General features: G+C 73.4%; 18 protein-coding genes. 5 read left to right on the top strand and 13 right to left on the bottom strand.

All coding sequences use genetic code 11. The features are described from left to right. The first annotated feature begins 12 nt into the window (after positions 1-12). Positions 13-1,302, top strand: a complete 1,290-nt coding sequence (locus QUV83_RS05155) for a YibE/F family protein (protein ID WP_289563107.1) — start codon at positions 13-15, stop codon at positions 1,300-1,302. Here QUV83_RS05155 and QUV83_RS05150 read toward each other — a convergent pair. The 3 genes from QUV83_RS05150 to QUV83_RS05140 form a co-directional block, all read right to left on the bottom strand. Next, positions 1,186-2,376: a YibE/F family protein gene (locus QUV83_RS05150; protein WP_289563106.1), complete on the bottom strand. Its 1,191-nt coding sequence runs from the start codon at positions 2,374-2,376 to the stop codon at positions 1,186-1,188. The genes QUV83_RS05155 and QUV83_RS05150 overlap by 117 nt on opposite strands. A 75-nt stretch (positions 2,377-2,451) precedes the next feature. Further along, a complete protein-coding gene (locus QUV83_RS05145) occupies positions 2,452-2,991 on the bottom strand; it encodes a DinB family protein (RefSeq protein WP_289563105.1) in 540 nt (179 codons plus the stop codon). Positions 2,992-3,060: 69 nt separating this feature from the next. After that, positions 3,061-4,443 carry a glycine--tRNA ligase gene (locus QUV83_RS05140; RefSeq protein WP_289563104.1) on the bottom strand — a complete coding sequence of 461 codons (1,383 nt, stop codon included), beginning with the start codon at positions 4,441-4,443 and terminating at the stop codon, positions 3,061-3,063. 139 nt (positions 4,444-4,582) lie between these two features. On the opposite strand from QUV83_RS05140, the gene QUV83_RS05135 reads away from it, so the two are divergent. From QUV83_RS05135 to QUV83_RS05120, 4 genes are read left to right on the top strand one after another with little or no spacing between them, the layout of a single operon-like run. After that, complete coding sequence (locus QUV83_RS05135) at positions 4,583-5,548, top strand: metal ABC transporter substrate-binding protein (protein ID WP_289563103.1); 966 nt, start codon at positions 4,583-4,585, stop codon at positions 5,546-5,548. Next, a complete protein-coding gene (locus tag QUV83_RS05130) occupies positions 5,545-6,366 on the top strand; it encodes a metal ABC transporter ATP-binding protein (RefSeq protein WP_289563102.1) in 822 nt (273 codons plus the stop codon). The genes QUV83_RS05135 and QUV83_RS05130 overlap by 4 nt, the downstream gene beginning before the upstream one ends. Beyond that, complete coding sequence (locus QUV83_RS05125) at positions 6,363-7,283, top strand: metal ABC transporter permease (protein ID WP_289563101.1); 921 nt, start codon at positions 6,363-6,365, stop codon at positions 7,281-7,283. The genes QUV83_RS05130 and QUV83_RS05125 overlap by 4 nt, the downstream gene beginning before the upstream one ends. A 44-nt stretch (positions 7,284-7,327) precedes the next feature. Then, entirely contained in the window at positions 7,328-7,912 is a 585-nt protein-coding gene (locus QUV83_RS05120; protein WP_289563100.1) for a DedA family protein, read from the top strand. Between the two features lie 5 nt (positions 7,913-7,917). On the opposite strand, the gene QUV83_RS05115 is transcribed toward QUV83_RS05120, so the two are convergent. From QUV83_RS05115 to QUV83_RS05070, 10 genes are all read right to left on the bottom strand, one after another. Then, the gene (locus tag QUV83_RS05115) at positions 7,918-8,274 is read right to left on the bottom strand and encodes a VOC family protein (protein ID WP_289563099.1); all 357 of its coding nucleotides are present in this window, start codon (positions 8,272-8,274) and stop codon (positions 7,918-7,920) included. Positions 8,275-8,322: 48 nt separating this feature from the next. Beyond that, positions 8,323-9,096 (bottom strand): isoprenyl transferase, encoded by a 774-nt coding sequence (locus QUV83_RS05110; RefSeq protein WP_289563098.1) that lies wholly within the window; start codon positions 9,094-9,096, stop codon positions 8,323-8,325. Next, on the bottom strand, positions 9,096-9,827 hold the full coding sequence (gene recO / locus QUV83_RS05105) for a DNA repair protein RecO (RefSeq protein ID WP_289563097.1): 732 nt from the start codon (positions 9,825-9,827) through the stop codon (positions 9,096-9,098). The genes QUV83_RS05110 and recO overlap by 1 nt, the downstream gene beginning before the upstream one ends. Positions 9,828-9,834: 7 nt before the next feature. Continuing rightward, positions 9,835-11,430 (bottom strand): tetratricopeptide repeat-containing diguanylate cyclase, encoded by a 1,596-nt coding sequence (locus QUV83_RS05100; RefSeq protein ID WP_289563096.1) that lies wholly within the window; start codon positions 11,428-11,430, stop codon positions 9,835-9,837. 177 nt (positions 11,431-11,607) lie between these two features. Next, the gene (leuA, locus tag QUV83_RS05095) at positions 11,608-13,353 is read right to left on the bottom strand and encodes a 2-isopropylmalate synthase (protein ID WP_289563095.1); all 1,746 of its coding nucleotides are present in this window, start codon (positions 13,351-13,353) and stop codon (positions 11,608-11,610) included. Between the two features lie 173 nt (positions 13,354-13,526). Beyond that, a complete protein-coding gene (locus QUV83_RS05090; protein WP_289563094.1) occupies positions 13,527-14,978 on the bottom strand; it encodes a PQQ-binding-like beta-propeller repeat protein in 1,452 nt (483 codons plus the stop codon). 10 nt (positions 14,979-14,988) lie between these two features. Next, positions 14,989-16,290: an RDD family protein gene (locus tag QUV83_RS05085; RefSeq protein ID WP_289563093.1), complete on the bottom strand. Its 1,302-nt coding sequence runs from the start codon at positions 16,288-16,290 to the stop codon at positions 14,989-14,991. Beyond that, on the bottom strand, positions 16,287-18,677 hold the full coding sequence (locus tag QUV83_RS05080) for a transglutaminaseTgpA domain-containing protein (protein WP_289563092.1): 2,391 nt from the start codon (positions 18,675-18,677) through the stop codon (positions 16,287-16,289). The genes QUV83_RS05085 and QUV83_RS05080 overlap by 4 nt, the downstream gene beginning before the upstream one ends. After that, a complete protein-coding gene (locus QUV83_RS05075) occupies positions 18,674-19,819 on the bottom strand; it encodes a DUF58 domain-containing protein (protein WP_289563091.1) in 1,146 nt (381 codons plus the stop codon). The genes QUV83_RS05080 and QUV83_RS05075 overlap by 4 nt, the downstream gene beginning before the upstream one ends. A 2-nt stretch (positions 19,820-19,821) precedes the next feature. Then, positions 19,822-20,778 carry an AAA family ATPase gene (locus QUV83_RS05070; RefSeq protein WP_289563090.1) on the bottom strand — a complete coding sequence of 319 codons (957 nt, stop codon included), beginning with the start codon at positions 20,776-20,778 and terminating at the stop codon, positions 19,822-19,824. Positions 20,779-20,855: the final 77 nt, after the last annotated feature.

The raw sequence follows: 20,855 nt of genomic DNA, 5'->3' as shown, positions 1-20,855 counted from the left end.
CACAATTCCCCGGTGCCCGCCCTCCGCAGTCCTCGCCGCACGACCCTGGTCCTGCTCGGCATCCTCGTCCCCGTCGGCCTCGCGGCGCTGGTGGGCATGCTGCTCACCTGGCCGGGTGAGCCCGCCGCCACCCACGGGTCTGTCGTCGACGTGGAGGTCGAGCACCCCACCGCCACGGTGGCCTCAGCCGTCACCGCCCAATGCGAGGGCACCGTCGAGGACATCCGGCCCGACGGGTCGGTGCCCGCGTCGGTGAGCTGCCTCCAGGTGCGGGCCACAGTGACGAGCGGACCCGAGCGCGGCGCCGAGATCGAGGTGTGGGCCACCGCCACGCTGACCCCCGACGACGTGCCCGCGGGGACGCGGATCGTGGTGCAGCGCTACCCCGGCGCCGACGGGGAGCCGGATGTGTGGGCGTGGCACGACTTCGAGCGGGCGCTGCCGCTGATGACCCTGGCCCTCGTGTTCGCGCTGGTCACCGTGTTGGTGGCGGGGATGCGGGGGCTGCGCGCCATCATCGGGCTGGCCATCGGCTTCGGGGTGCTGGGCGCCTACGTGCTGCCCGCGCTGCTCGCCGGGTCGGACGCCCTCGTCGTGGGGCTGTGCGGGTCGGGCGTCATCATGTACGTCGTCCTGTACCTGGCCCACGGGTTCTCCGAGCGCACCTCGACGGCGTTGCTCGGCACCGTCATCGGGTTGCTGGTCACCGCGGGGCTCGGGATCGTCGGTGCGCGTTGGGCGCACCTGTCGGGCGTGGTCAGCGAGGACACCTACCAACTCGCCGGGCTGCTGGGCGACCAGGGCGCCAGCGCGCTGCGCGGCGTCTTCCTGTGCGGGGTGGTGCTCGCGGGGCTCGGCGTGCTGAACGACGTGACCATCACGCAGGCGTCGGCGGTGTGGGAGCTGCGCGCCACGATGCCGGGCGCCAGCCGTCAGGAGCTGTTCCGGCGCGGGATGCGCATCGGCCGCGACCACATCGCGTCCACCGTCTACACGATCGCGTTCGCCTACGCGGGGGCCGCGCTGCCGGTGCTGCTGCTCGTGCAGGTCTACCAGCTCTCCCTCGGCCAGACGCTGACCAGCGGCTCCTTCGCCGAGGAGATCGTGCGGACGCTCGTGGGGTCCATCGGGCTGGTGCTCGCGATCCCCCTCACCACCGCCGTCGCGGCGCTGGTGGTGAGCGCCTCACCCGTCGACGTCGCGCCCGGCGGCGGGCGCCGGATCCGCCCCGGGGCCGCCGGGCACGGCCACAGCCACAGCCACGGGCACGGGCACGGGCACAGCCACGTCAGCGGGCACTGAGCGGCGCGCGCTGACCACCACCGCCGCCACCGCCGTGGTCAGCGGGATCGCCAGCACCAGGCCGATCGAGCCGACGAGGGTGCGCACCACCTCCTCGGCGATCTCGCCGCTGGTCAGCGACGCGAGCAGCGGCCGGTCGGACATGCTCACCAGCAGGATCAGCGGCAGCGACGCCCCGAGGTACGCGAAGGCCACGGTGTAGACGGTGGACGCGATGTGGTCCCGGCCGATCCGCATGCCCCGGCGGAACAGCTCGACGCGGGACATCGCCGGAGCACCGGCGTGCAGCTCCCACACGGCCGACGCCTGGGTGATCGTCACGTCGTTGAGCACGCCGAGCCCGGCGAGGACGATGCCGCACAACAGCACGTCCCGCAGCGTGACCAGCGGGGCGTAGTGCTGCAGGTCGAGGGCGTCCTGCCCGACGACGCCCGTGAGCTGCGCGGCGCCCGTGGCCCAGGCGGCGAGCGCCGAGGTGGCGACGAGGCCGCCAAGGGTGCCCACCAGCGCCGTGGACGTGCGCGCCGAGAACCCGTGCGCGAGGTACAGCAGCACGAACATGAGCCCGGTGGCGGTGACCAGCGCCACCGGCACGGCGGGACGGCCCTGGAGCAGCGCCGGGAGCATGAACACCCCGATGCCGGCCAGAGAGACGCCGAGCCCGGCGATGGCGGCGAGCCCCCGCCAGCGCGCCACAGCCACCACCAGCACCGTGAAGACGGCTGCCAGCAAGGCCATCGGGGGCCCGCGCACGAAGTCGACGAAGACATGCGTGGTGGTCGACGCGCCGTCTGCTGCGGCGCCGGGAAGCCGCATCACCACGAGTCGGTCACCGGGCTCCACCTCCGGCAGGTGCTCTGGCGGCACAAGCACCGGAGTCGGCTCCCCCTCGGCGGTGCGGGCCCTGACCTGGTCCTCGGCCGCGGCGTCGGCGTCCACCGCGAGGACCTCGACCTGGGCATAACTCGACCCGGGCGCGAGCGTGGTCAGGCTGGGCGACTCGGCGTCGGGCCAGAGCAACCAGGCGCCGAGCAACGTGACGGCCAGGGCGGGCGCCAGCACTGCTGCGAGCACCGCGCGAACGCGGCCGTCAACACGGATGCGGGCATGCGTGTGCGAGTGGGCGCCCGGCGCGTGCGACAAGGCGGCCTACTCGCCGACGAGTCCGTCGACGGACTCCCGCAGCAGGTCGGCGTGGCCGTTGTGGCGGGAGTACTCCTCGACCATGTGCACCAAGATCCAGCGCAGACTGGGCGTCCGCCCGTCAGCCCAGGCCCGTCGGGCGGGGGTGTCCAGGCCGCCACCGTCGGCCAGCGCCAGCGCGACGAGCTCGCGGGACCTGTCCACCGCTCCCTGCCACAGCGCCAGGAGCTGCTCGGGCGTGTCCTCGGCGGCCGAGTGCCACTCCCAGTCGGGGTCGGCGCCCCAGTCCACCTCGTCCCACGGCGCGCTGGGCTCGAGGCCGTGCAGGGATCGCGAGAACCAGTGGTCCTCGACGTACGCCAGGTGCTTGATCAGGCCGCCCAACGTCATCGACGAGGCGCCCGCCGTGGCGCGCAGGGCCTGCGCGTCGAGCCCCGCGCACTTCCACGCGAGCGTGTCGCGGTGGAAGTCCAGGAACCCGAGCAGTGTCGCCGTCTCGTCGGCCGCCACCGGGGGCTCGACGCGTCCCTGCTCATCCACTGCCATGCGCGCGAAACTACCTCAGCCGATCGCGAGGACGGGGGCGCGCCCACTGGGCGCGCCCCCGTCGCTGCGTCAGGCTCCGACGAGGCGTGTGGCCAGGTACGGGGTGACCTGGTCGAGCGAGACCCGCTCCTGCGTCATGTCGTCGCGGTGGCGGATCGTCACGGCCTGGTCGTCGAGCGTGTCGAAGTCGACAGTGATGCAGAACGGCGTGCCGATCTCGTCCTGGCGGCGGTACCGGCGGCCGATGGCCCCGGCGTCGTCGAACTCCACGTTCCAGCTGCGGCGCAGCTCGGCGGCGAGGTCGCGGGCCTTGGGCGACAGCGCCTCGTTGCGGCTGAGCGGCAGCACGGCCGCCTTGACCGGCGCGAGGCGCGGGTCGAGCTTGAGCACCGTGCGGGTGTCGACGCCGCCCTTGGTGTTGGGCGCCTCGTCCTCGGTGTACGCCTCGACGAGGAACGCCATGAGCGAGCGCGTCAGGCCTGCTGCGGGCTCGATCACGTACGGCACCCAGCGCTCGTTCTTGGCCTGGTCGAAGTACGACAGGTCCTGGCCCGAGTGCTCGGTGTGGGTCTTCAGGTCGAAGTCGGTGCGGTTCGCGATGCCCTCGAGCTCGCCCCACTCGCTGCCCTGGAAGCCGAAGCGGTACTCGATGTCGACGGTCCGCTTGGAGTAGTGCGAGAGCTTCTCCTGCGGGTGCTCGTACAGGCGCAGGTTGTCGCGCTGCAGGCCCAGGTCGACGTACCAGTCGGTGCGCGCGTCGATCCAGTACTGGTGCCACTGCTCGTCGGTGCCGGGCTCGACGAAGTACTCCATCTCCATCTGCTCGAACTCGCGCGTGCGGAAGATGAAGTTGCCGGGGGTGATCTCGTTGCGGAACGACTTGCCGATCTGGCCGATGCCGAACGGCGGCTTCTTGCGGCTGGTCGTCACGACGTTGGCGAAGTTCACGAAGATGCCCTGCGCGGTCTCGGGGCGCAGGTAGTGCAGCCCGGACTCGTCCTCGACGGGGCCGAGGTACGTCTTGAGCATCATGTTGAAGTCGCGGGGCTCGGTCCACTGGCCGCGGGTGCCGCAGTTCGGGCAGGCGATGTCGCCGAGGCCGTTCTCGGGCGCGCGGCCCTTCTTCTCCTCGAACTCCTCGAGCAGGTGGTCCTCGCGGAACCGCTTGTGACAGCTCAGGCACTCGACCAGCGGGTCGGTGAACACCCCGACGTGGCCGGAGGCGACCCACACCTTGCGGGGCAGGATGACTGACGAGTCGATGCCGACGACGTCCTCGCGGCTGGTGACCATAGCGCGCCACCACTGCTTCTTGATGTTCTCCTTGAGCTCGACGCCCAGTGGCCCGTAGTCCCAGGCGGAGCGCGTGCCCCCGTAGATCTCTCCGGACGGGAAGACGAAGCCCCGGCGCTTGGCCAGGGAGGTGACGGCGTCAAGACGGGACGGGGCCACAGCTCACACTCACTTTGTTCTCGCGTGCCCCCGCCTGGCTGGTGGAGGCTCCGGGACGAGGTTACCGGGGCCGTGCGGCGCCATGCCCCCGGGCTCCATCAGATTGACAATGATTCTCAATCTAATGAGAATGATCCTCATGCAATTCGGACGCGGCCTGCTCGGCCCCACCTGCGGCCTGTCCCTGGCAGCGCTCATCCTCACCGGCTGCGGCGCCGCCGCCGACGGCGCCTCCGACACGCGGCTCAGCGTGTCCGCCTCGTTCTACCCGCTCCAGTTCGTCACCCAAGCAGTGGGCGGCGACCGTGTCGACGTGTCCTCCCTGACGCCGCCCGGCGCCGAGCCGCACGACCTCGAGCTCTCCCCCAGCCAGGTCAACGCGCTGCGCTCCGCCGACCTGGTCGTCTACCTCTCCGGCTTCCAGCCCGCGGTCGACGAGGCCGTCGCCACCGCCGACCCCGCGCACATCGTCAACGCCGCCGACGTCACCACGCTCCTGCCCTTCTCCGACGAGCCCGTCGAGGAGGCCGGCGAGGAAGACCACGCCGGTCACGACCACGCCGATCACGACCATGACGGCCACGACCACGGCGACCTCGACCCGCACTTCTGGCTCGACCCCACCCTGCTGGCCCCCGTGGCCGACGCCGTCGCCGCCCAGCTCAGCGAGCTCGACCCCGACGGCGCCGAGGAGTTCCAGGCGAACGCCCAGGCGCTCACCGCCCGGCTCGACGAGCTCGACGCCGCGTACCAGCAGGGGCTGGCCTCCTGTGAGCGCCGCGTGTTCGTCACCACGCACACCGCCTTCGGGTACCTCGCCGAGCGCTACGGCCTCGAAGAAGTCGGCATCTCCGGCATCGACCCCGAGGCCGAGCCCTCCCCCGCCCGCCTGCAGGAGATCCGCGACGTCGTCGAGAGCGAGGGGGTGACCACGATCTTCTTCGAGGCGCTGGTGAGCCCCAAGGTCGCCCAGACGCTGGCCGCGGACCTCGGGATCGAGTCCGCAGTCCTCGACCCCCTCGAGGGCGTGAGCGGCTCGCAGACCTACTTCTCCGTGGCCGAGGACAACCTCCAGGCCCTCCAGACCGCGCTGGCCTGCGCATGAGCGCCGACGCCCAGCCCACCCCGGCCGCCCCGGCGCCCACTGACGGACCGCCGGTCCTCGAGGCCCAAGGCCTCGGCGTCGCACTCGGCGGCCAGCAGATCCTCAGCGGGATCGACTTCGCCGTGCGCCCCGGGGAGGTCGTCGCGCTGCTCGGCGCCAACGGCTCCGGCAAGTCGACGCTCGTGCGCGCGCTGCTGGGCATCGTGCCCACCGACGCGGGCACGGTGCGGCTGTTCGACAAGCCGCTCGGCAACGGCGTCCCCTGGAACCGGGTCGGCTACGTGCCGCAGCGCCTGCCCGCCGCGACGGGCGTTCCGGCGAACGCCCTCGAAGTCGTCGCCTCGGGCCTGCTCACCGGCCGGCGGCTGCGCCCGCCACGCGACGCCCGGCGCCGGGCCCGCGCCGCGCTCGAGCAGGTCGGCCTCGCCGACAAGGCCCGGCGGCCCGTGCACGAGCTCTCCGGCGGGCAGCAGCAGCGCGTCCTGATCGCGCGGGCCCTGGTGCGCGACCCCGACCTGCTCGTGCTCGACGAGCCCACGTCGGGCATCGACATCCCCACCCAGCAGACGTTCGTCGACACCGTCCAGCGGCTGCACGCGGGCGGCGCCACGATCCTGGTCATCCTGCACGAGCTCGGGCCGTTCGCCCCCCTGATCCAGCGCGCGCTCGTGCTCCGGCACGGCCGCCTGGTCCACGACGGCGCGCCGCCAAACCCCCGTGACGAGCACGCCGCGCCCGGACACCAGCACACCCACCCGCACCCGGATCCCGAGCCGCCGAACGCCGGTCCCACGATCACCATCGAGGTCACCCCATGACCTGGCTCGACCAGATCATCACCATGCTGGAGTGGCCGCTCATGCAGCGGGCGCTCCTCGCCGCGCTCCTCGTCGGCGCCGCCGCCCCCGTGGTGGGGACATTCCTGGTGCAGCGGCGGCTCGCGCTGATGGGCGACGGCATCGGCCACGTCGCCCTCACCGGTGTCGCGCTCGGGTGGCTCGTCGGCAACTGGGCGAACCTCGTCCAGCACGACACGCTGGCCGTGCCCGGCGCCGTGCTGGCCGCGATCGTCGGCTCCGTGGTCATCGAGCTCGTCCGGGAGCGCGGCCGCACCAGCGGCGACCTGGCCCTGGCGATCATGTTCTACGGCGGCATCGCCGGCGGCGTGCTGCTGATCAAGGTCGCAGGCGGCACCAACGCGAACCTCATGGCCTACCTCTTCGGGTCGATCTCCACGGTCTCCGGCGGGGACCTGTGGTGGACCGCCGCGCTGGCCGTCGTCGTGCTGGGCGCCGGGGTCGGGCTGCGCACCGCGTTGTTCTCGGTGAGCTACGACGAGGAGTTCGCGCGCGGCTCAGGGCTGCCCGTCCGGTTCCTCAACATGCTCATCGCCACCGTCGCCGCGCTGACAGTCACCATCGCGATGCGGGTGGTCGGGCTGCTGCTCGTCAGCGCCCTGATGATCGTCCCGGTGGCCATCGCGCAGGTGTTCGCCCGTTCCTTCGGCCGCACGATGGCGCTCGCGAGCGCGATCGGCGTCGCGGTGAGCGTGATCGGCCTGTCCGTCACGTACTGGCAGGACTACCCGCCAGGCGCCACGATCGTCGTGCTCGCGATCCTGGTGTACGCCGTCGCTGTGACACTGCGACCGCTGATCCGCCGCCCCACACCACGCGAGGACCCCCACCCCGACCTGCCGGACGACGTGCTCCTCGCCGTGGACGCCCGGGACTGACGCCCTGATCCCGGGGCCTTAGAACGCTCGTAGACTGGACCCTCGTGAACGATCCTGCTGCCGCCTACGGACTGGGTGGCCGCCCCTTCTGGTTCGTCATCATCGCGCTCGTGGTGATCGTCCTGTGCCGATCCCACCTGACCTACTGGGTGGGCAGGGCGGCCTCCGTGGGCGCCGGCCGCCTCGCCGCCACCGGCCGCGGCCCCCGCTGGTGGACGACCCTCCGGGCGCGCGCCGCCGCGTGGGGCTCCACGGTCCCCGCCAAGCGCGCCGCCGCGGCCGTGCACCGATGGGGCCCGCTGGCCGTGACGTTCGCCTACGTGACCGTCGGCGCCCAGACCGCCGTGCTCGTCGCCGCCGGCGTCGCCCGCATGCCGTACCTGCGCTTCACCCTCGCGTCCATCCCCGGGGCCATCGCCTGGGCCTTCATCTGGGGCACGGTCGGGCTCGGGGCGGTGTGGGCCGCCGCGGCGCTCGCCGCCGAGTCGCCCTGGGGGCTCGCCACCGCCGCGCTCGCGCTCGCCGGGATCGCCGCCTGGTGGTTCCGGCGCCGCGCGACGCGCCGTGCCGGGGCCGTCGACGCCTCCGACGACGCCCCCGTCCCCGCCGCAGGGCTCCCGCTCGACTGACGGGCTCAGGCAGGCGGGGCCGAGACGCAGAACTGGTTGCCCTCCGGGTCGGCGAGCACCGTCCACGCGAGCCCGTTCTCCCGGTGCTCGGCCACGAACTTCGCGCCCACCCCGATGAGCCGGGCCACCTCGGCCACCCGGTCCGGCGTCGTGAGGTCCAGGTGCACGCGGTTCTTGCCCCGCGTCGGCGCCGCCACCTGCTGGAAGCCCAGCGCGGGGCCGCCCTCCGGCCCCGGCGCGACCACCACGAAAGGCGTGTCCGCCGGGTCCTGGACGACACCGCCCGTCTGAGCCGCCCACCACTGGGCCAGCGCCGGGGCGTCGAGAGCGTCGAAGGTCATCATCTCCACGGTGAGTGTCATCCTCCGCACGCTAGCGGCCGACCCCGACACCCTGTCCAGCCTTACCGCCTACGCGACGGGCTGGTCGACGGCTCCCCCGTAGCGCCGGTCGCGCCGCGCATACGTCTCGACGGCGCGCCACAGGTGCCGGCGGTCCACATCCGGCCAGGGCTCGTCGAGGAAGACGAGCTCGGCGTAGGCGGACTGCCAGATCATGAAGTTGGAGGTGCGCTGCTCCCCCGACGTGCGCAGGAACAGGTCCACGTCCGGCAGGTCGGGCTCGTCGAGGTGCCGCGCGATGGTCTTCTCAGTGATCTTCGACGGGTCCAGACGCCCGGCGGCGACCTCCTCGCCGATGGCCCGCACCGCGTCGGCGATCTCGGCGCGGCCGCCGTAGTTGACGCACATCGTCAACGTGCACGTGTCATTGCCGCGGGTGAGCTCCTCGGCGGCCTCGAGCTCCTTGATGACCGAGCGCCACAGTCGCGGGCGCCGTCCGGCCCAGCGCACCCGCACGCCCCAGTCGTTCATGGTGTCCCGCTGTCGGCGCAGCACGTCCCGGTTGAAGCCCATGAGGTAGCGCACCTCGTCGGGTGAGCGCTTCCAGTTCTCGGTGGAGAACGCGTACGCGGAGATGTGCTTCACGCCGATCTCGATGGCGCCCGCGACGACGTCCAGCAGCGACGCCTCGCCGGCCGCGTGGCCCGCGGTGCGCGGCAGCCCACGGGCGTTCGCCCAACGGCCGTTGCCGTCCATGACGATCGCGACGTGCTGCGGGATGAGCTCCGCGGGGATGGCAGGGGGACGGGCGCCGCTGGGGTGCGGCGGCGGAGCGATCGGCATCAGACCCTCTCGACCATGGGCAACGAGCGCAGTTGGCGCTCGAGGTGGAACTGGCAGTATGCCGCGACGAGGCCGTCCGCCTCACGCCGGTGCCGTTCGGCGCTGGCCTCCGCGACGTCCCAGTGGCCGGCGAGCAGCGCCGCGAGCAGCGTGAACGTCTCCTGCGCGGGGGATGTGGCCCCTGGCGGACGACAGGCCTGGCAGACGGCCCCACCCTGCGCCACGGCGAAGGACGTGTGCGGGCCGGGGCGGCCGCAGCGCGCGCAGTCGGCGAAGCTGGGCGCCCAGCCGGCGATGGCCAGCGCGCGCAGCAGGTACGAGTTGAGCACCAGGCCGGGGGCGTGGTCGCGCGCCGAGAGCGCACGGACTGCGCCCACGAGCAGCCAGTACTGCTGCACCGACGGGTCGTGCTCGTCCTCGACGAGCCGCTCCGCGGTCTCGAGCATCACCGTCCCGGCGGTGTACAGCGCGTAGTCCTCGCAGATGGGCCGCCCGTACGCCCCGATGGTCTCCACCTGGGTGACCAGGTCCAGCGAGCGGCCGGTGTTGAGCTGCACGTCGATGTGCATGAACGGCTCGAGCCGGGAGCCGAACCGGGAGGTGGTGCGGCGCACGCCCTTGCCGACCGCTCGGACCTTCCCGTGGGTGCGGGTCAGCAGGGTCACGATGCGATCGGCCTCGCCCAGCTTGTGGGTGCGGAGGACGATGGCCTCGTCGCGGTAGAGGCTCACCCGGACATTATCCGCCGAGCACGACCACCTGGTCACGTCCGCCACGCTTGGCCGCCCGCACGGCCTGGCCGAGGCCGTCGAAGAGGGCGTCGGCGCTGCCCACGTGGGCGACCCCCACTGAGAGCGTCACCGCGAGTCCCGGCGCGATCGCGTTCCAGTCGGCGTCGTGCGCGCCCGCCAAGATGCGCCGCCCGAGCCGTTCCAGCCTCGCGGCGCTCATCGCCGCACCCGGCGGGGGAAGGATCACGAACTCGTCGCCGCCGAAACGCGCCACCAGGTCGTCCTCCCGGGCGAGGTCGCTCAGCAGCTCGGCGATCTGCACCAGCACCGCGTCGCCAATCACGTAGGAATGCTGGTCGTTGACGAACTTGAAGTCGTCGACGTCGACGAAGAGCCCCGCCAGCGGCCCGTCGCCACCGGCGACGAAGTCCTGGATGGCGCGCCGGTTGCCGACCCCGGTGAGCTCGTCGAGAGCGCTCAGGGCAGTCGCCCGGGCGCTCTGCTCGACCAGCTCCTGGATGCGGACCTTGCTGAGCAGTGCCTCGAAGCGCTGCTCGCGATCGGTCCATGTGCGGCGCGCGACCCGCCGGAACATCACGGTAGCCTGCACGGCCGCCGGGTGGTCGCCGTGCCGTCCGCGCGCCGCCTCCAGCAGCACCGCGTCGACGGCGGTCAGCCACACCTCGCGTTCGCGCGTCTCGACCTCGGGGCGGACCTGCGCCATCATCGCCTCCGCCTCCGCGTAACGCCCCACAGTCGTCAGCGCCAGGCCGATCGCGCACATCGCGGCCACCCATTCGGGCCTCCCCCGGAACTGCTCGAGGGCCGCGCCCGCCCGCTCGGCGAGGGCCAGCGCGCGCCGGGGCTCGCCCAGGCCGACCATCGCGACGATCTCCGCGGCATCGGCGGAGACCGCGTGGTCGACGGGGCCCGCGGCACGGTTGCCCCCCACCAGGCGGCGCAGCAGCAGCACGCGCGACGCGAGCTCGGCGAAGGTCGCGGACGCCTCGCGCTCCAGGCCCAAGACCAGCAGCCGGGCGCCCCACTCGGCGAGGTTCCGCATCGACTGGGCCACCACGTTGGCGTCGAAGCCCGCCGGGACCAGACGGTGCAGGCGGCGCAGCAGCGCATGGCTCTGCTCGTAGAGCTCCGCAGTCCGCAACCCGTTCGCCAGCACCGCGACGGCTGACGCCTGGTTGTACCGGCGCCCGTCGGGGACGCCCACCAGGCTCCACACGCGGGCCAGCAGGTCCATGACCTCGATCGCGGCGCCGGCACGGATCCGCGCGAGCGCCCGCACCGCCAGGGCCTTCGCCTGCCAGTAGGGCTCATCGTCGCGCTCGGCGCGGGCCAGCAGCTCATCGGCGCAGTCGACGGCGGCGTCGACCTGCTCCAACTCGATCAGGCACTGCCCGCGGGTGAACAGCAGGTAGCGGACCGTCGCCTCGTCGCCCGCCAGCTCGGCGAGCGTGATCCCGTGCGCGCACAGCAGCAGCGCCGCTGGGGGGTTCCCGTGCAGGAACTCCCAGTAGGCGCGATCGGCCACGAGGTCGAACACGCCGAACTCGGAGGTCGCCACGAGCTCTGCCCCGATGGTGCCCACCCCGTCTCCCCGCATCACCAGACGCGCCGCGCACGATGTTCCTCGATGCTCATCGGCGCGCGTGGCCCGCTCTGCAGGGTCTCGGCGGAACGTCACCCGAATGAGTGCGCCCGGCGCAGCACGGCGAAGGCCGCCAGACGCGGGTGCGTCCGGCGGCCTTCGCCGAGGTGCTGCGGGTCAGCGCTGCGCGCGGTTCACCGCGGAGATGATCGCCTTGAGCGAGGCAGTCGTGGTGGACGGGTCGATGCCGACGCCCCAGAGCGTCTGGTCGCCGACCGCGCACTCGACGTACGCGGCAGCCGTCGCGTCCCCACCGGAGGACAGCGCGTGCTCGGCGTAGTCCAGCACCGAGACCCGCACGCCCAGGGAGCCCAGCGCGTCGAGGAACGCGTCGAGGGGCCCGTTGCCGGAGCCCTCGAGGGTGCGCGGCTCGCCGCCGTCGGCGACGTCCACCGAGAGCGTGACGGTGCCCTCCTCGGAGCTGGTCATCCGCATGCCGCGCAGGCGCAGGCGCCCCCACGCCGCCAGCGGGCCGCCCGGCTCCACGGGGAGGTACTCGTCGTTGAAGATCTGCCACAGCTCGTCGGCGGTGACCTCGGCGCCGTGGGTGTCGGTGTGCGCCTGCACCACATGCGAGAACTCGATCTGCAGACGGCGCGGCAGGTCGAGGTCGCGCTCGGACTTCATCAGGTACGAGATGCCGCCCTTGCCGGACTGCGAGTTGACCCTGATGATCGCGTCGTAAGAGCGCCCCACGTCCTTGGGGTCGATCGGCAGGTACGGCACCGCCCAGACCAGGTCGTCGACGTCGCGGCCCGACGCGGCGGCCTCGGCCTCCATCGCGTCCAGGCCCTTCTTGATGGCGTCCTGGTGCGAGCCCGAGAACGCCGTGAAGACCAGGTCGCCACCCCACGGGTGCCGCTCGCCCACCGGCAGCTGGTTGCAGTGCTCCACGGTGCGGCGCACGTTGTCCAGGTCGGAGAAGTCGATCTCGGGGTCGATGCCCTGGCTGAACAGGTTCATCCCGAGGGTCACCAGGCAGACGTTGCCGGTGCGCTCCCCGTTGCCGAACAGGCAGCCCTCGATGCGGTCCGCGCCGGCCAGGTAGCCCAGCTCGGCGGCGGCGACACCGGTGCCCCGGTCGTTGTGCGGGTGCAGCGAGAGGATGACGTTCTCGCGGTAGCGCAGGTTCCGGCCCATCCACTCGATCGAGTCGGCGTACACGTTGGGCGTGGCCATCTCGACGGTGGCGGGCAGGTTGATGATGACCTTGCGGTCGGGCGTCGGCTCCAGCACGTCGAGCACCGCGTTGCAGATCCGCGCGGCGAACTCCAGCTCGGTGCCGGTGTACGACTCGGGCGAGTACTCGTAGAACACCTCGGTGCCGGGCACCGTCTGCTCGTACTTCTTGCACAGCTGCGCGCCGGACACCGCGATGTCGACGATGCCGTCCTCGTCGGAGCGGAACACCACCTGGCGCTGCAGCGTGGACGTGGAGTTGTACAGGTGCACGATGGCCTGCTTGGCGCCGGCGATCGCCTCGTAGGTGCGCTCGATCAGGTGCTCGCGGCACTGCGTGAGCACCTGGATGACGACGTCGTCGGGGATCCGGCCCTCGTCGATCAGCATCCGGACGAAGTCGAAGTCCGTCTGTGACGCCGAGGGGAAGCCGACCTCGATCTCCTTGAAGCCCATCTGCACGAGCAGCTCGAACATCTGCAGCTTGCGCGCCGGGCTCATCGGCTCGATCAGGGCCTGGTTCCCGTCACGCAGGTCGACGGCGCACCAGCGCGGGGCCTTCGTGATGCGGCGGGTGGGCCAGGTGCGGTCCGGCAGGTCGACGGTGATCTGCTCGTGGAACGGCGCGTACTTGTGGACGGGCATGCCGGAGGGCTGCTGGGGAGTGCGGTCGTGGTAGCTCATCGAGGATCCTTCGCTGGTCGGTGGGAAGCAGCCGGCACACCGAACACCGCGGCGAGGATGCGGCCTGACTAGGCCTCGCCGCGGCGAAGAAGAAGGAGCAGCTCGAGCTTCAGCACTCGGCCACTGTACTCCGGCGGCACGCGCCAGGTGAGCCCGCGGCGCGCCGTGGGCTCCTACCCCAGGACGACCAGCTCGTCCGCCGTCCAGGCCAGCAGGTTCCCACCCTCCACCGAGACGAGCGTGGTCCCGTGCGGGAGCGGCGTGGACCAGTACGACACGCCGTCCGCGATCCCCCGGGCCACGAGCACCGGCTCGCCGTCGACGCCCAGCTCGGCCGTGAGCACCAGCGACCCGTCCGACACCGGGGGCAGGCTCAAGTCCGTCTCGATATCCCACGCCACCTCGCCCGAATGGGCGTCAACGCTCAGCTGCCGGCCAGGCGCCGCCAAGATGAGCTGGCCGTCCACGATCACCGCCGGGTCGAGGTCCGTGCCGATCGTCCAGAGCTGCTCGCCGCCGAACGCGGTGGCCGCGCTGATCTCACGGCCCGCGTCCAGCAGCACGAGGTCGTCGGCGGTGCCGTCGTCCACCGGGGGCCGGGCAGGCAGGGAGGGCATGTCCCGGAGGCGACGGCCCGTGGACCCGTGCAGCGCTCCCCCGCGCGCCGTGGACCAGGTGCCGAACCGCTCGCCGTCGGAGCTCGCCAGGACGAACGCGAGGTTCGTGGCCCAGTAGAGCTCGGCGCCGTCCTGCGCGTCGAGGACCGCTGTGCCGTACCCGCCCAGCAGCACATGCTCGGTGGTGACCACAGCCGTCGGCCTGCTGACGTAGACGTCGGAGCCGATGGACTGGCGGCTCTTGTACTCCCACTCCGCGACGCCGGTCAGCGGGTCGCGCAACGCCGCGCGGAAGAACCCGTCGGAGTCCTCCGTCACGAGCACCACGTCGTCGCCGCGCCGCTCGATCAGCGTGACCTCGTCGGCGACCTCCCACTCGCCGGCCACCGAGCCGTCCGCGGAGTCCAAGGCCACGACCCGCGCCGCGGGCGTCGCCGTGCCCTCGGCGCCGGCGTAGACGGGCGGCGGCGTCCGCACCAGGCACACGACGTAGGCCCCGACGTCGGCGCTCGCGCTGGGGCAGTCGGGGCCCTGCGCCTCCGCCGCGACGGTCGACCCGGCCACGAGGCTGGTCGCCCAGCGCTCCTCGCCGGTCCGCGCGTCGAATGAGGCGACCTGCCAGGAGCCGTCCTGGCCGCTGAGCACCGCCAGCCCGCCGCCCGCCGCGAACGCCGTGGCGCCGGCGCCCACCGGGCTCCGCCAGAGCTCGACGGGCGCCCCGTCCAGGGGCCGCAGGAGGCCGGGGACGGCGGCGAGCCGCTCGAGGCGCTCGCTCTCACCACGCGCGGACAGCGCCGAGCCGACGGCGAGGGCGAGGACGACGGGCACAGCCACCGGCCACCAACGGAGCGCCGCCCGCCCGGCGCCACGCGAGCGCGGCACGTCGGACGGGTCGTCGAAGGATGTCGAGTCGCCCGGGTGGAGCGGATCGCGTGCCGGACCGCTGATCGAGTGGTCGTCCTCGACGAGCTCGACCGCAGCCATGCGGTTCAACGGCGCCAGTGCCATACGGGCGATTCTAGGCCTGCTGACGCACCCGCGGGCCTCGGACCAGGCGCAATCCGCAGTTGCCGAAGGAGACAGTCGCCCCCACCGGGAGCCGCACATGCTGCTCGGGGCCGCACACGATCTGCTGGCCGTCGGCCAAGGTCACGAGGGTGCCGTTGGTGGAGCCGCGATCGGCCACCCAGACGGCGCCGCCGTCGATCCCGATCTGCAGGTGCGTCTTGGACACGGACCTGCCCGGGTCCACCACCCGCACCACCTGCGCGCCGTCCGAGGCGACCGGGTTCCGGCCGATCAGCGCAGTGCCGACGACCCGCACCAGACGGCCGTCATGCAGCTCGATCTCGGCGCCTGTCGGGTCGGCGTCGGCTTCCGGCGCCGCATCCTCGAGCGCCTCCCGCGTCCGGACGGGCGACCGCCGGGTCACCTCGAGCTCCGGGTCGAGCGTGTCGTCGACAGGGCTGGCGGCGAACTGCACCGGGCGGACGACCTCCATCAGGCGGGTGTCGACATCCGGGGCCACGCCCGGCTCCCGCAGCGGCGGCAGGACGAGCGCACCGGTCGCCGGGCCGTGCCGGTCCGCCAGGAGCGCGGTGAGCCGCCGGGAGGCGGCGGCGTGCGCGTCCTCCTCGCCGGACGACGGCGACGACCCGGTCAGGCCCAGCGCCGCCCAGGTGTCCGGCACGGCCGGCGGGGCGACCGGGAGGCCACGCTCGGCCACAGGCTCCGGGTCGACGGGCAACAGCTCCACACGCTCGGGCCGCTGGCGGCCCGACGTGGATCCCCCGCGTGAGGCCGGGCGGCGGGCCGCCGCGCGGCCACGGACGTCCACGACCTCCGCCCCCGTCAACTTGTCATGCCAGCCGCGGTGGCGGCCCGAGCTGTCGAACGCCGGGGAGGCCAGCATGACGAACTGCCCCACCAGGCAGGCCAAGGAGCCGCCCGCGATGAGCACCGAGCGCTGCAGGGCGCGCCACATGCCGATCGGGTCTCCCGTGCGCACGTCGACGGTGCGCAGCCCCAGCAGGCGCCGGCCCACCGTCCAGCCACGCGAGCCATGCGCCCACCACTGCGCCGTCAGCAGCACGAGGCCGAGGAATGTCGCGGCCCCCAGCGGGCCGAGCACGCGCGGGGACCAGTCGAGCCCGTCCCACCCGGAGTCGGTGAGCTGCTGCGCCCACACGGCGAGCACCGAGCCGAGCGGCACGAGGGCCACCGGCGCGACGAGCGCGGCGTCCACCACGCCCGCGAGGAAGCGCCTGCCGAGTGGCGCGGACGGCGCGGGCACCAGGTAGCGCGGCGAAGCGGCGGTCATGGGATGCGTGCCTCCTGATCGACTTGCGCGCTACGACGGGCCTCGTGTGGTGCGGCGCCATGGGCGCCCGCCTTCGGCCGGCCGCGCGCCCGGTCGCGCCGTGCCCGACGACGACGCTCACGACCCGAGGCGAGCGAGACCCTGGACCGCCACCACCGCCGACGCGAGACGCTGGCCCGCAGACGGGCGAGCGCGGCGTCGACCCGCGACCAGTAGGCCGTGGCGACGTGGTCGCCTGGCGTGTCCGGCCCGAAGACCACGGCGTCGGCCTCCTCGGCGAGGACCCGGACGATGGCGGCGACCTGCGCCCCCGCCTCCGGCGCGCGGTCGGCGAACGAGCCCGCGAGGGCCTGCGCCGTCTCCCGGCGGGTGGCCAGTGGCGACGTGGGCCGGCCGAGGTCGTGCACCGCGTCGAGCACCTCGTCCCAGCCGCCAGCCACCCTGCCCACCGCGTCCGGGTGACGCCGACGGCGCCTGCGGCGACGCAGTTTCAGGGCCACGACCAGGAGGAACGGGCTCGCCAGCAGCAGCAGCGGCGCAGTGGCCACCCCGGCGACCAGGAGCACACGCCACCACAGCGGCCGGTTGTCCGGCTCGGGGTCCGGATCCTGGGCCTGCGGCTGCTCGGTGTCGTCCTCCGGCGGCGAGTCGGGCTCGGGCGGCGCCGGGGGCGGCTGGACGACCTGCGGCTCCGGGTCGGACGGCTTGGTGGTCGCGTCCTCCTGCGGGGTCTGCGCGCGCGGCGGCGTCGGGTCGAACGCGACCCAGCCATGCCCGGCGAACGCGATCTCCACCCAGGCCTCCACGTCGTCGCCGGTGAACGTGATGGCGTCGGCGTCAGGCTCGGCGTCACGGCTCGCCGCGGCGTCCTCCACGCGGTCCTGAGGCGCCACGAAGCCGATCACGACGCGCGAGGGCAGCCCCATCTGGCGGGCCATCAACGCCATCGCCGACGCGTACTGCTCGCCGTCGCCCACCATCAGGTCGCCGCCCAGCAGCGACGTGAGCCGGTCGGCGCCGTGGCCGGAGAGCGACGGGTAGTCGCCGCTGAGCCCGTGGCTGAAGTAGCCGTCCTCGGTGAGCGCCTTCTCCAGGCTGCGGGCGATCTGCACGGGGGTCCCGGCGTCGCGGGCCACCGAGGCGGCCGCGACGGCGACGGCGTCCGGGACGGAGGCGACGCCCGGGACGACCACCGACGCCGCGCTGGCGTCGCCGACCACCTCGTCCGACGGCTCGTCCGGCACCACCACGTCGAGGGTGTAGGACAGGCCGGGCCGCAGCCCGCTGGTGAGCACCGCCGATCCGGTCGCGTCGTTGTAGCGCAGATCGGCGTCCGAGGCGCCCTCCACCTCCACGGCCCGAGCCTGGCCGACGGTCGGCAGCCACACCCCGGCGAGCTCGCGCACCTCGATCCGCACGCGGGCCTGCTCGCCGCTGGCCGAGGTGTCGATCGTCTCGCCCACCCGCCGGAACTCGCCGGAGGCCGCGGCGGACCCGTCCCCGGCCACGTTCCACACCACGCCGTCGAACCGGTCCATGGTGGCCAGCCGCACCCGGGCCCCGGCGGGCAGGCCGCTCGCGGTGAACAGCTCGACGTCCTTCTCCTTGACGAGCTTGCGGAAGCCTGACAGCGGGCTCGGGTACGCGCTCGGGTCGAACGGCGGCACGATCTCGTCGCGCAGCACGAACCGGGGCGTGTCGCCGACGACCAGCGGGGCGCCGGCCATCCCACCGGCCACGGTGAGGCCCACGAGCGAGACCACCGCGACGACCCGCCGGGCCCGGAGCAGGCCCCCGCGCCATGAGGCCCAGCCCAGCAGGACCACGCCCAACGCCACCCCCGCGGCGACGGGCGCGAATGTCTGCCGGGTGCCGAGCAGCACGGCCAGCACCAGCACGGCCATCGGGGCCACGGCCGCCAGTGCCGCGCGCGCCGGGCGGCGTGCCCGCAGCGTCGTCGCCGTGGCGACCGCCGAGCCCACCAGCGCCGACGTGAACGGCACGACGAGGAAGTTCGCGGCAGCGCCCAGCGGCGGCTGCAACGTCAGCACCTGCTTCCAGGTCGTCGCCGCGCCGGCCGCCAGCGACAGCAGCGTGTCGGCCGTCGGCAGCACCCCCGCGATCGTGGTCGACGGCGCCGCGAACGCCCCGCCGCACAGCAGGTACGCGAGCACCAGCCCCGCCACGACGGTCATCGCCGACCAGCGCCGCAGCGCGCCCAGCACGGCCACCCCGGCGCCCAGCACCAGGCCACCGGCGATGGCCGGCACGGCAGCGGCGGCGCCGTACACGGGAATGAGCGGGATCAACGCCACCGCCATGGCGCTGACCAGCACCACCACGTCCACAGCGGCCCGCCAGCCGGTGCGCGCGACCACGGCGCTCATCCGAGCGCCCTGCGCAGCACCCGGGGCAGGTCGTCGAGGCCGCCGAGCGTGGCGAGGGTCAGCGAGCCCTGCGTCCGCACCTCCACCTCGGCGCCCAGAGCGCAGGTGATCATGACCGTGCGGGTGCCGACGGGCACATGCCGCACCCCGGCGCGGAGCTGTGCCACCGTGGGCGTCGAGCCCGCGACCAGCAGGGCCACCGACGCCTCCGGGGTGTCGCGGGCGATGCGTCGGCCCAGGTCCCCCGCGCCAGCGGTGCCGAGCGCCAGGGCCAGCGCGGCGCAGTCGTCGAGCAGGCGCGGCGGGGTCTCGACCCGCAGCCGTCCTGGGCCCGCGAGCACGGCGAGGTCGCGCTCCTCGCGCAGCACCTGGACGCCGAGCGAGGCCACAGTCGACACGGCCAGCTCGAACTCGTCGTCGTCGGCGTAGTCGCGCGGGTCGGTGGACAGCGCCACGACGGTCTGGGTGCGGCGGGTGTCCTCGAACTGCTTGACCATCAGCGCGCCACGTCGGGCGGTGGTGCGCCAATGGATGTACCTGCGGTCGTCGCCGGCCACGTAGTCGCGCAGCGCGTGGAAGGACAGGTCGCTGTCGGACAGGTCGCGGGTGGACTGCCCCTCGAGGTCGCGCAGCAGGCCCGAGCTCGCGCCCGCCAGGGAGACGATCTCGGGGTGCACGAACAGCTCGGCGGGCTCGGTCCACCGCAGCCGCCTGCGGGCCAGGCCCAGCGGGTCGCCGCGCACCGAGCGCACCGGCCCCACCACGACGACGGCGCGCCGCGTCGTGGGGATCGCGAACAGGTCCTCATGCTCCTCGCCGCTGGCCAGCGACGGCAGCGCCAACTCCGCCGCGCCCGCCCCGACGGGCAGCTCGATCCGCGCGGGCAGCGACCGGTGCCGGGCCGTGTTGCGCACCGCGAGCCGCCCGACGGCGCGCTCCCCCACCCGCACCCGGTGATCGGCCAGGTACAAGTCCACGACGTACCTGTCGCGCCCGACGGTCATGAGCAACGACACCGCCACCGCCACGGCCAGCGCCGCCCCGGCGCCCGCGAGCTCGAGCCAGCCGAGCCACCGGCCGAGCACGACGCCGACCAGGGCGCCCGCGAGGGCTCCCCAGCCGACAGGGCTGATCCGTGGCACCGTCAGACCGCCCGCAGGGCCGGGGGCTGGGTGTCGGCGACGATCCGGTCGAGCACATGCGTGGTGGTGACACCGGCGAACTCCGCCTCGGTGTCGAGCATGAGGCGGTGTGCGAGCACCGGGGAGGCGAGCGACTTCACGTCGTCCGGGACCACGTACGAGCGCCCCTCGGACGCGGCCCAGACCTTCGCGCAGCGCACCAGCGCCAGGCCTCCGCGCACACTGGCGCCGAGTGCCGTCTGCGCGTCCTCGCGGGTGGCCTCCAGCAGGCGCGCCACATAGTCGAGCACGGCGGCGTCGATGTGCACCGTCGTCGCGAGCTGCGCCATGTCGCCCACGGCATGCGTGGTGATCTTCGGCTTGAGCGTCGTCGTGCGGTCCTTGGCGCCCGCGAGGATCTCGACCGCCGACGCCCGGTCCGGGTAGCCCAGGGACGTCTTGATGAGGAACCGGTCGAGCTGCGCCTCGGGCAGCCGGTAGGTGCCCGCCTGCTCGATGGGGTTCTGCGTCGCGATCACCATGAACGGGCGGCCCACCGGGTGCGTCACCCCGTCGACGGTGATTTGCGCCTCCTCCATGACCTCGAGCAGCGCGGACTGCGTCTTCGGCGAGGCCCGGTTGATCTCGTCGGCCAGCACCACCGACGCGAAGATCGGGCCGGGATGGAACTCGAAGCGCCCCGATCCCTGGTCGTAGATGGTCACGCCGGTGACGTCGCTGGGCAGCAGGTCCGGCGTGAACTGGATGCGGTGGTGGGTGCCCTGCACAGTCGCCGCGATGGCCTTGGCCAGCGACGTCTTGCCGGTGCCCGGCGCGTCCTCCAGCAGCAGGTGGCCCTCGGCGATCATCGCCGTCATGGCGAGGCGCACCGCGTGCTCCTTGCCGAGCACCGCCCGGCCCACGTTGTCCACGAGAGTGCCGAACGTCTCGGCGAACCACGTCGCTTGCTCAGGTGTCATCGGGGTGCTCTCTCTGGGTGGGGCGGGTGCAGGGAAGTGCTCGGGGCCGCGGCGCCGTGGGGCGGCCCGGGTCGGGG

Source organism: Cellulomonas cellasea (genome assembly GCF_030372105.1).
GTDB classification, from domain to species: domain Bacteria; phylum Actinomycetota; class Actinomycetes; order Actinomycetales; family Cellulomonadaceae; genus Cellulomonas_A; species Cellulomonas_A cellasea_A.
This window is presented reverse-complemented; position numbering and strand designations above follow the sequence as displayed.

Excerpts from the sequence above, each read along its gene's own strand:
- QUV83_RS05080 (WP_289563092.1), bottom strand. The coding sequence starts at position 18,677 with ATGAGCGCCGTGGTCGCGCGCACCGGCTGGCGGGCCGCTGTGGACGTG.
- QUV83_RS05135 (WP_289563103.1), top strand. The coding sequence starts at position 4,583 with ATGCAATTCGGACGCGGCCTGCTCGGCCCCACCTGCGGCCTGTCCCTG.
- leuA (WP_289563095.1), bottom strand. The coding sequence starts at position 13,353 with ATGAGCTACCACGACCGCACTCCCCAGCAGCCCTCCGGCATGCCCGTC.
- QUV83_RS05115 (WP_289563099.1), bottom strand. The coding sequence starts at position 8,274 with ATGACACTCACCGTGGAGATGATGACCTTCGACGCTCTCGACGCCCCG.
- QUV83_RS05110 (WP_289563098.1), bottom strand. The coding sequence starts at position 9,096 with ATGCCGATCGCTCCGCCGCCGCACCCCAGCGGCGCCCGTCCCCCTGCC.
- QUV83_RS05090 (WP_289563094.1), bottom strand. The coding sequence starts at position 14,978 with ATGGCACTGGCGCCGTTGAACCGCATGGCTGCGGTCGAGCTCGTCGAG.
- QUV83_RS05070 (WP_289563090.1), bottom strand. The coding sequence starts at position 20,778 with ATGACACCTGAGCAAGCGACGTGGTTCGCCGAGACGTTCGGCACTCTC.
- QUV83_RS05125 (WP_289563101.1), top strand. The coding sequence starts at position 6,363 with ATGACCTGGCTCGACCAGATCATCACCATGCTGGAGTGGCCGCTCATG.
- QUV83_RS05130 (WP_289563102.1), top strand. The coding sequence starts at position 5,545 with ATGAGCGCCGACGCCCAGCCCACCCCGGCCGCCCCGGCGCCCACTGAC.
- QUV83_RS05145 (WP_289563105.1), bottom strand. The coding sequence starts at position 2,991 with ATGGCAGTGGATGAGCAGGGACGCGTCGAGCCCCCGGTGGCGGCCGAC.
- QUV83_RS05085 (WP_289563093.1), bottom strand. The coding sequence starts at position 16,290 with ATGACCGCCGCTTCGCCGCGCTACCTGGTGCCCGCGCCGTCCGCGCCA.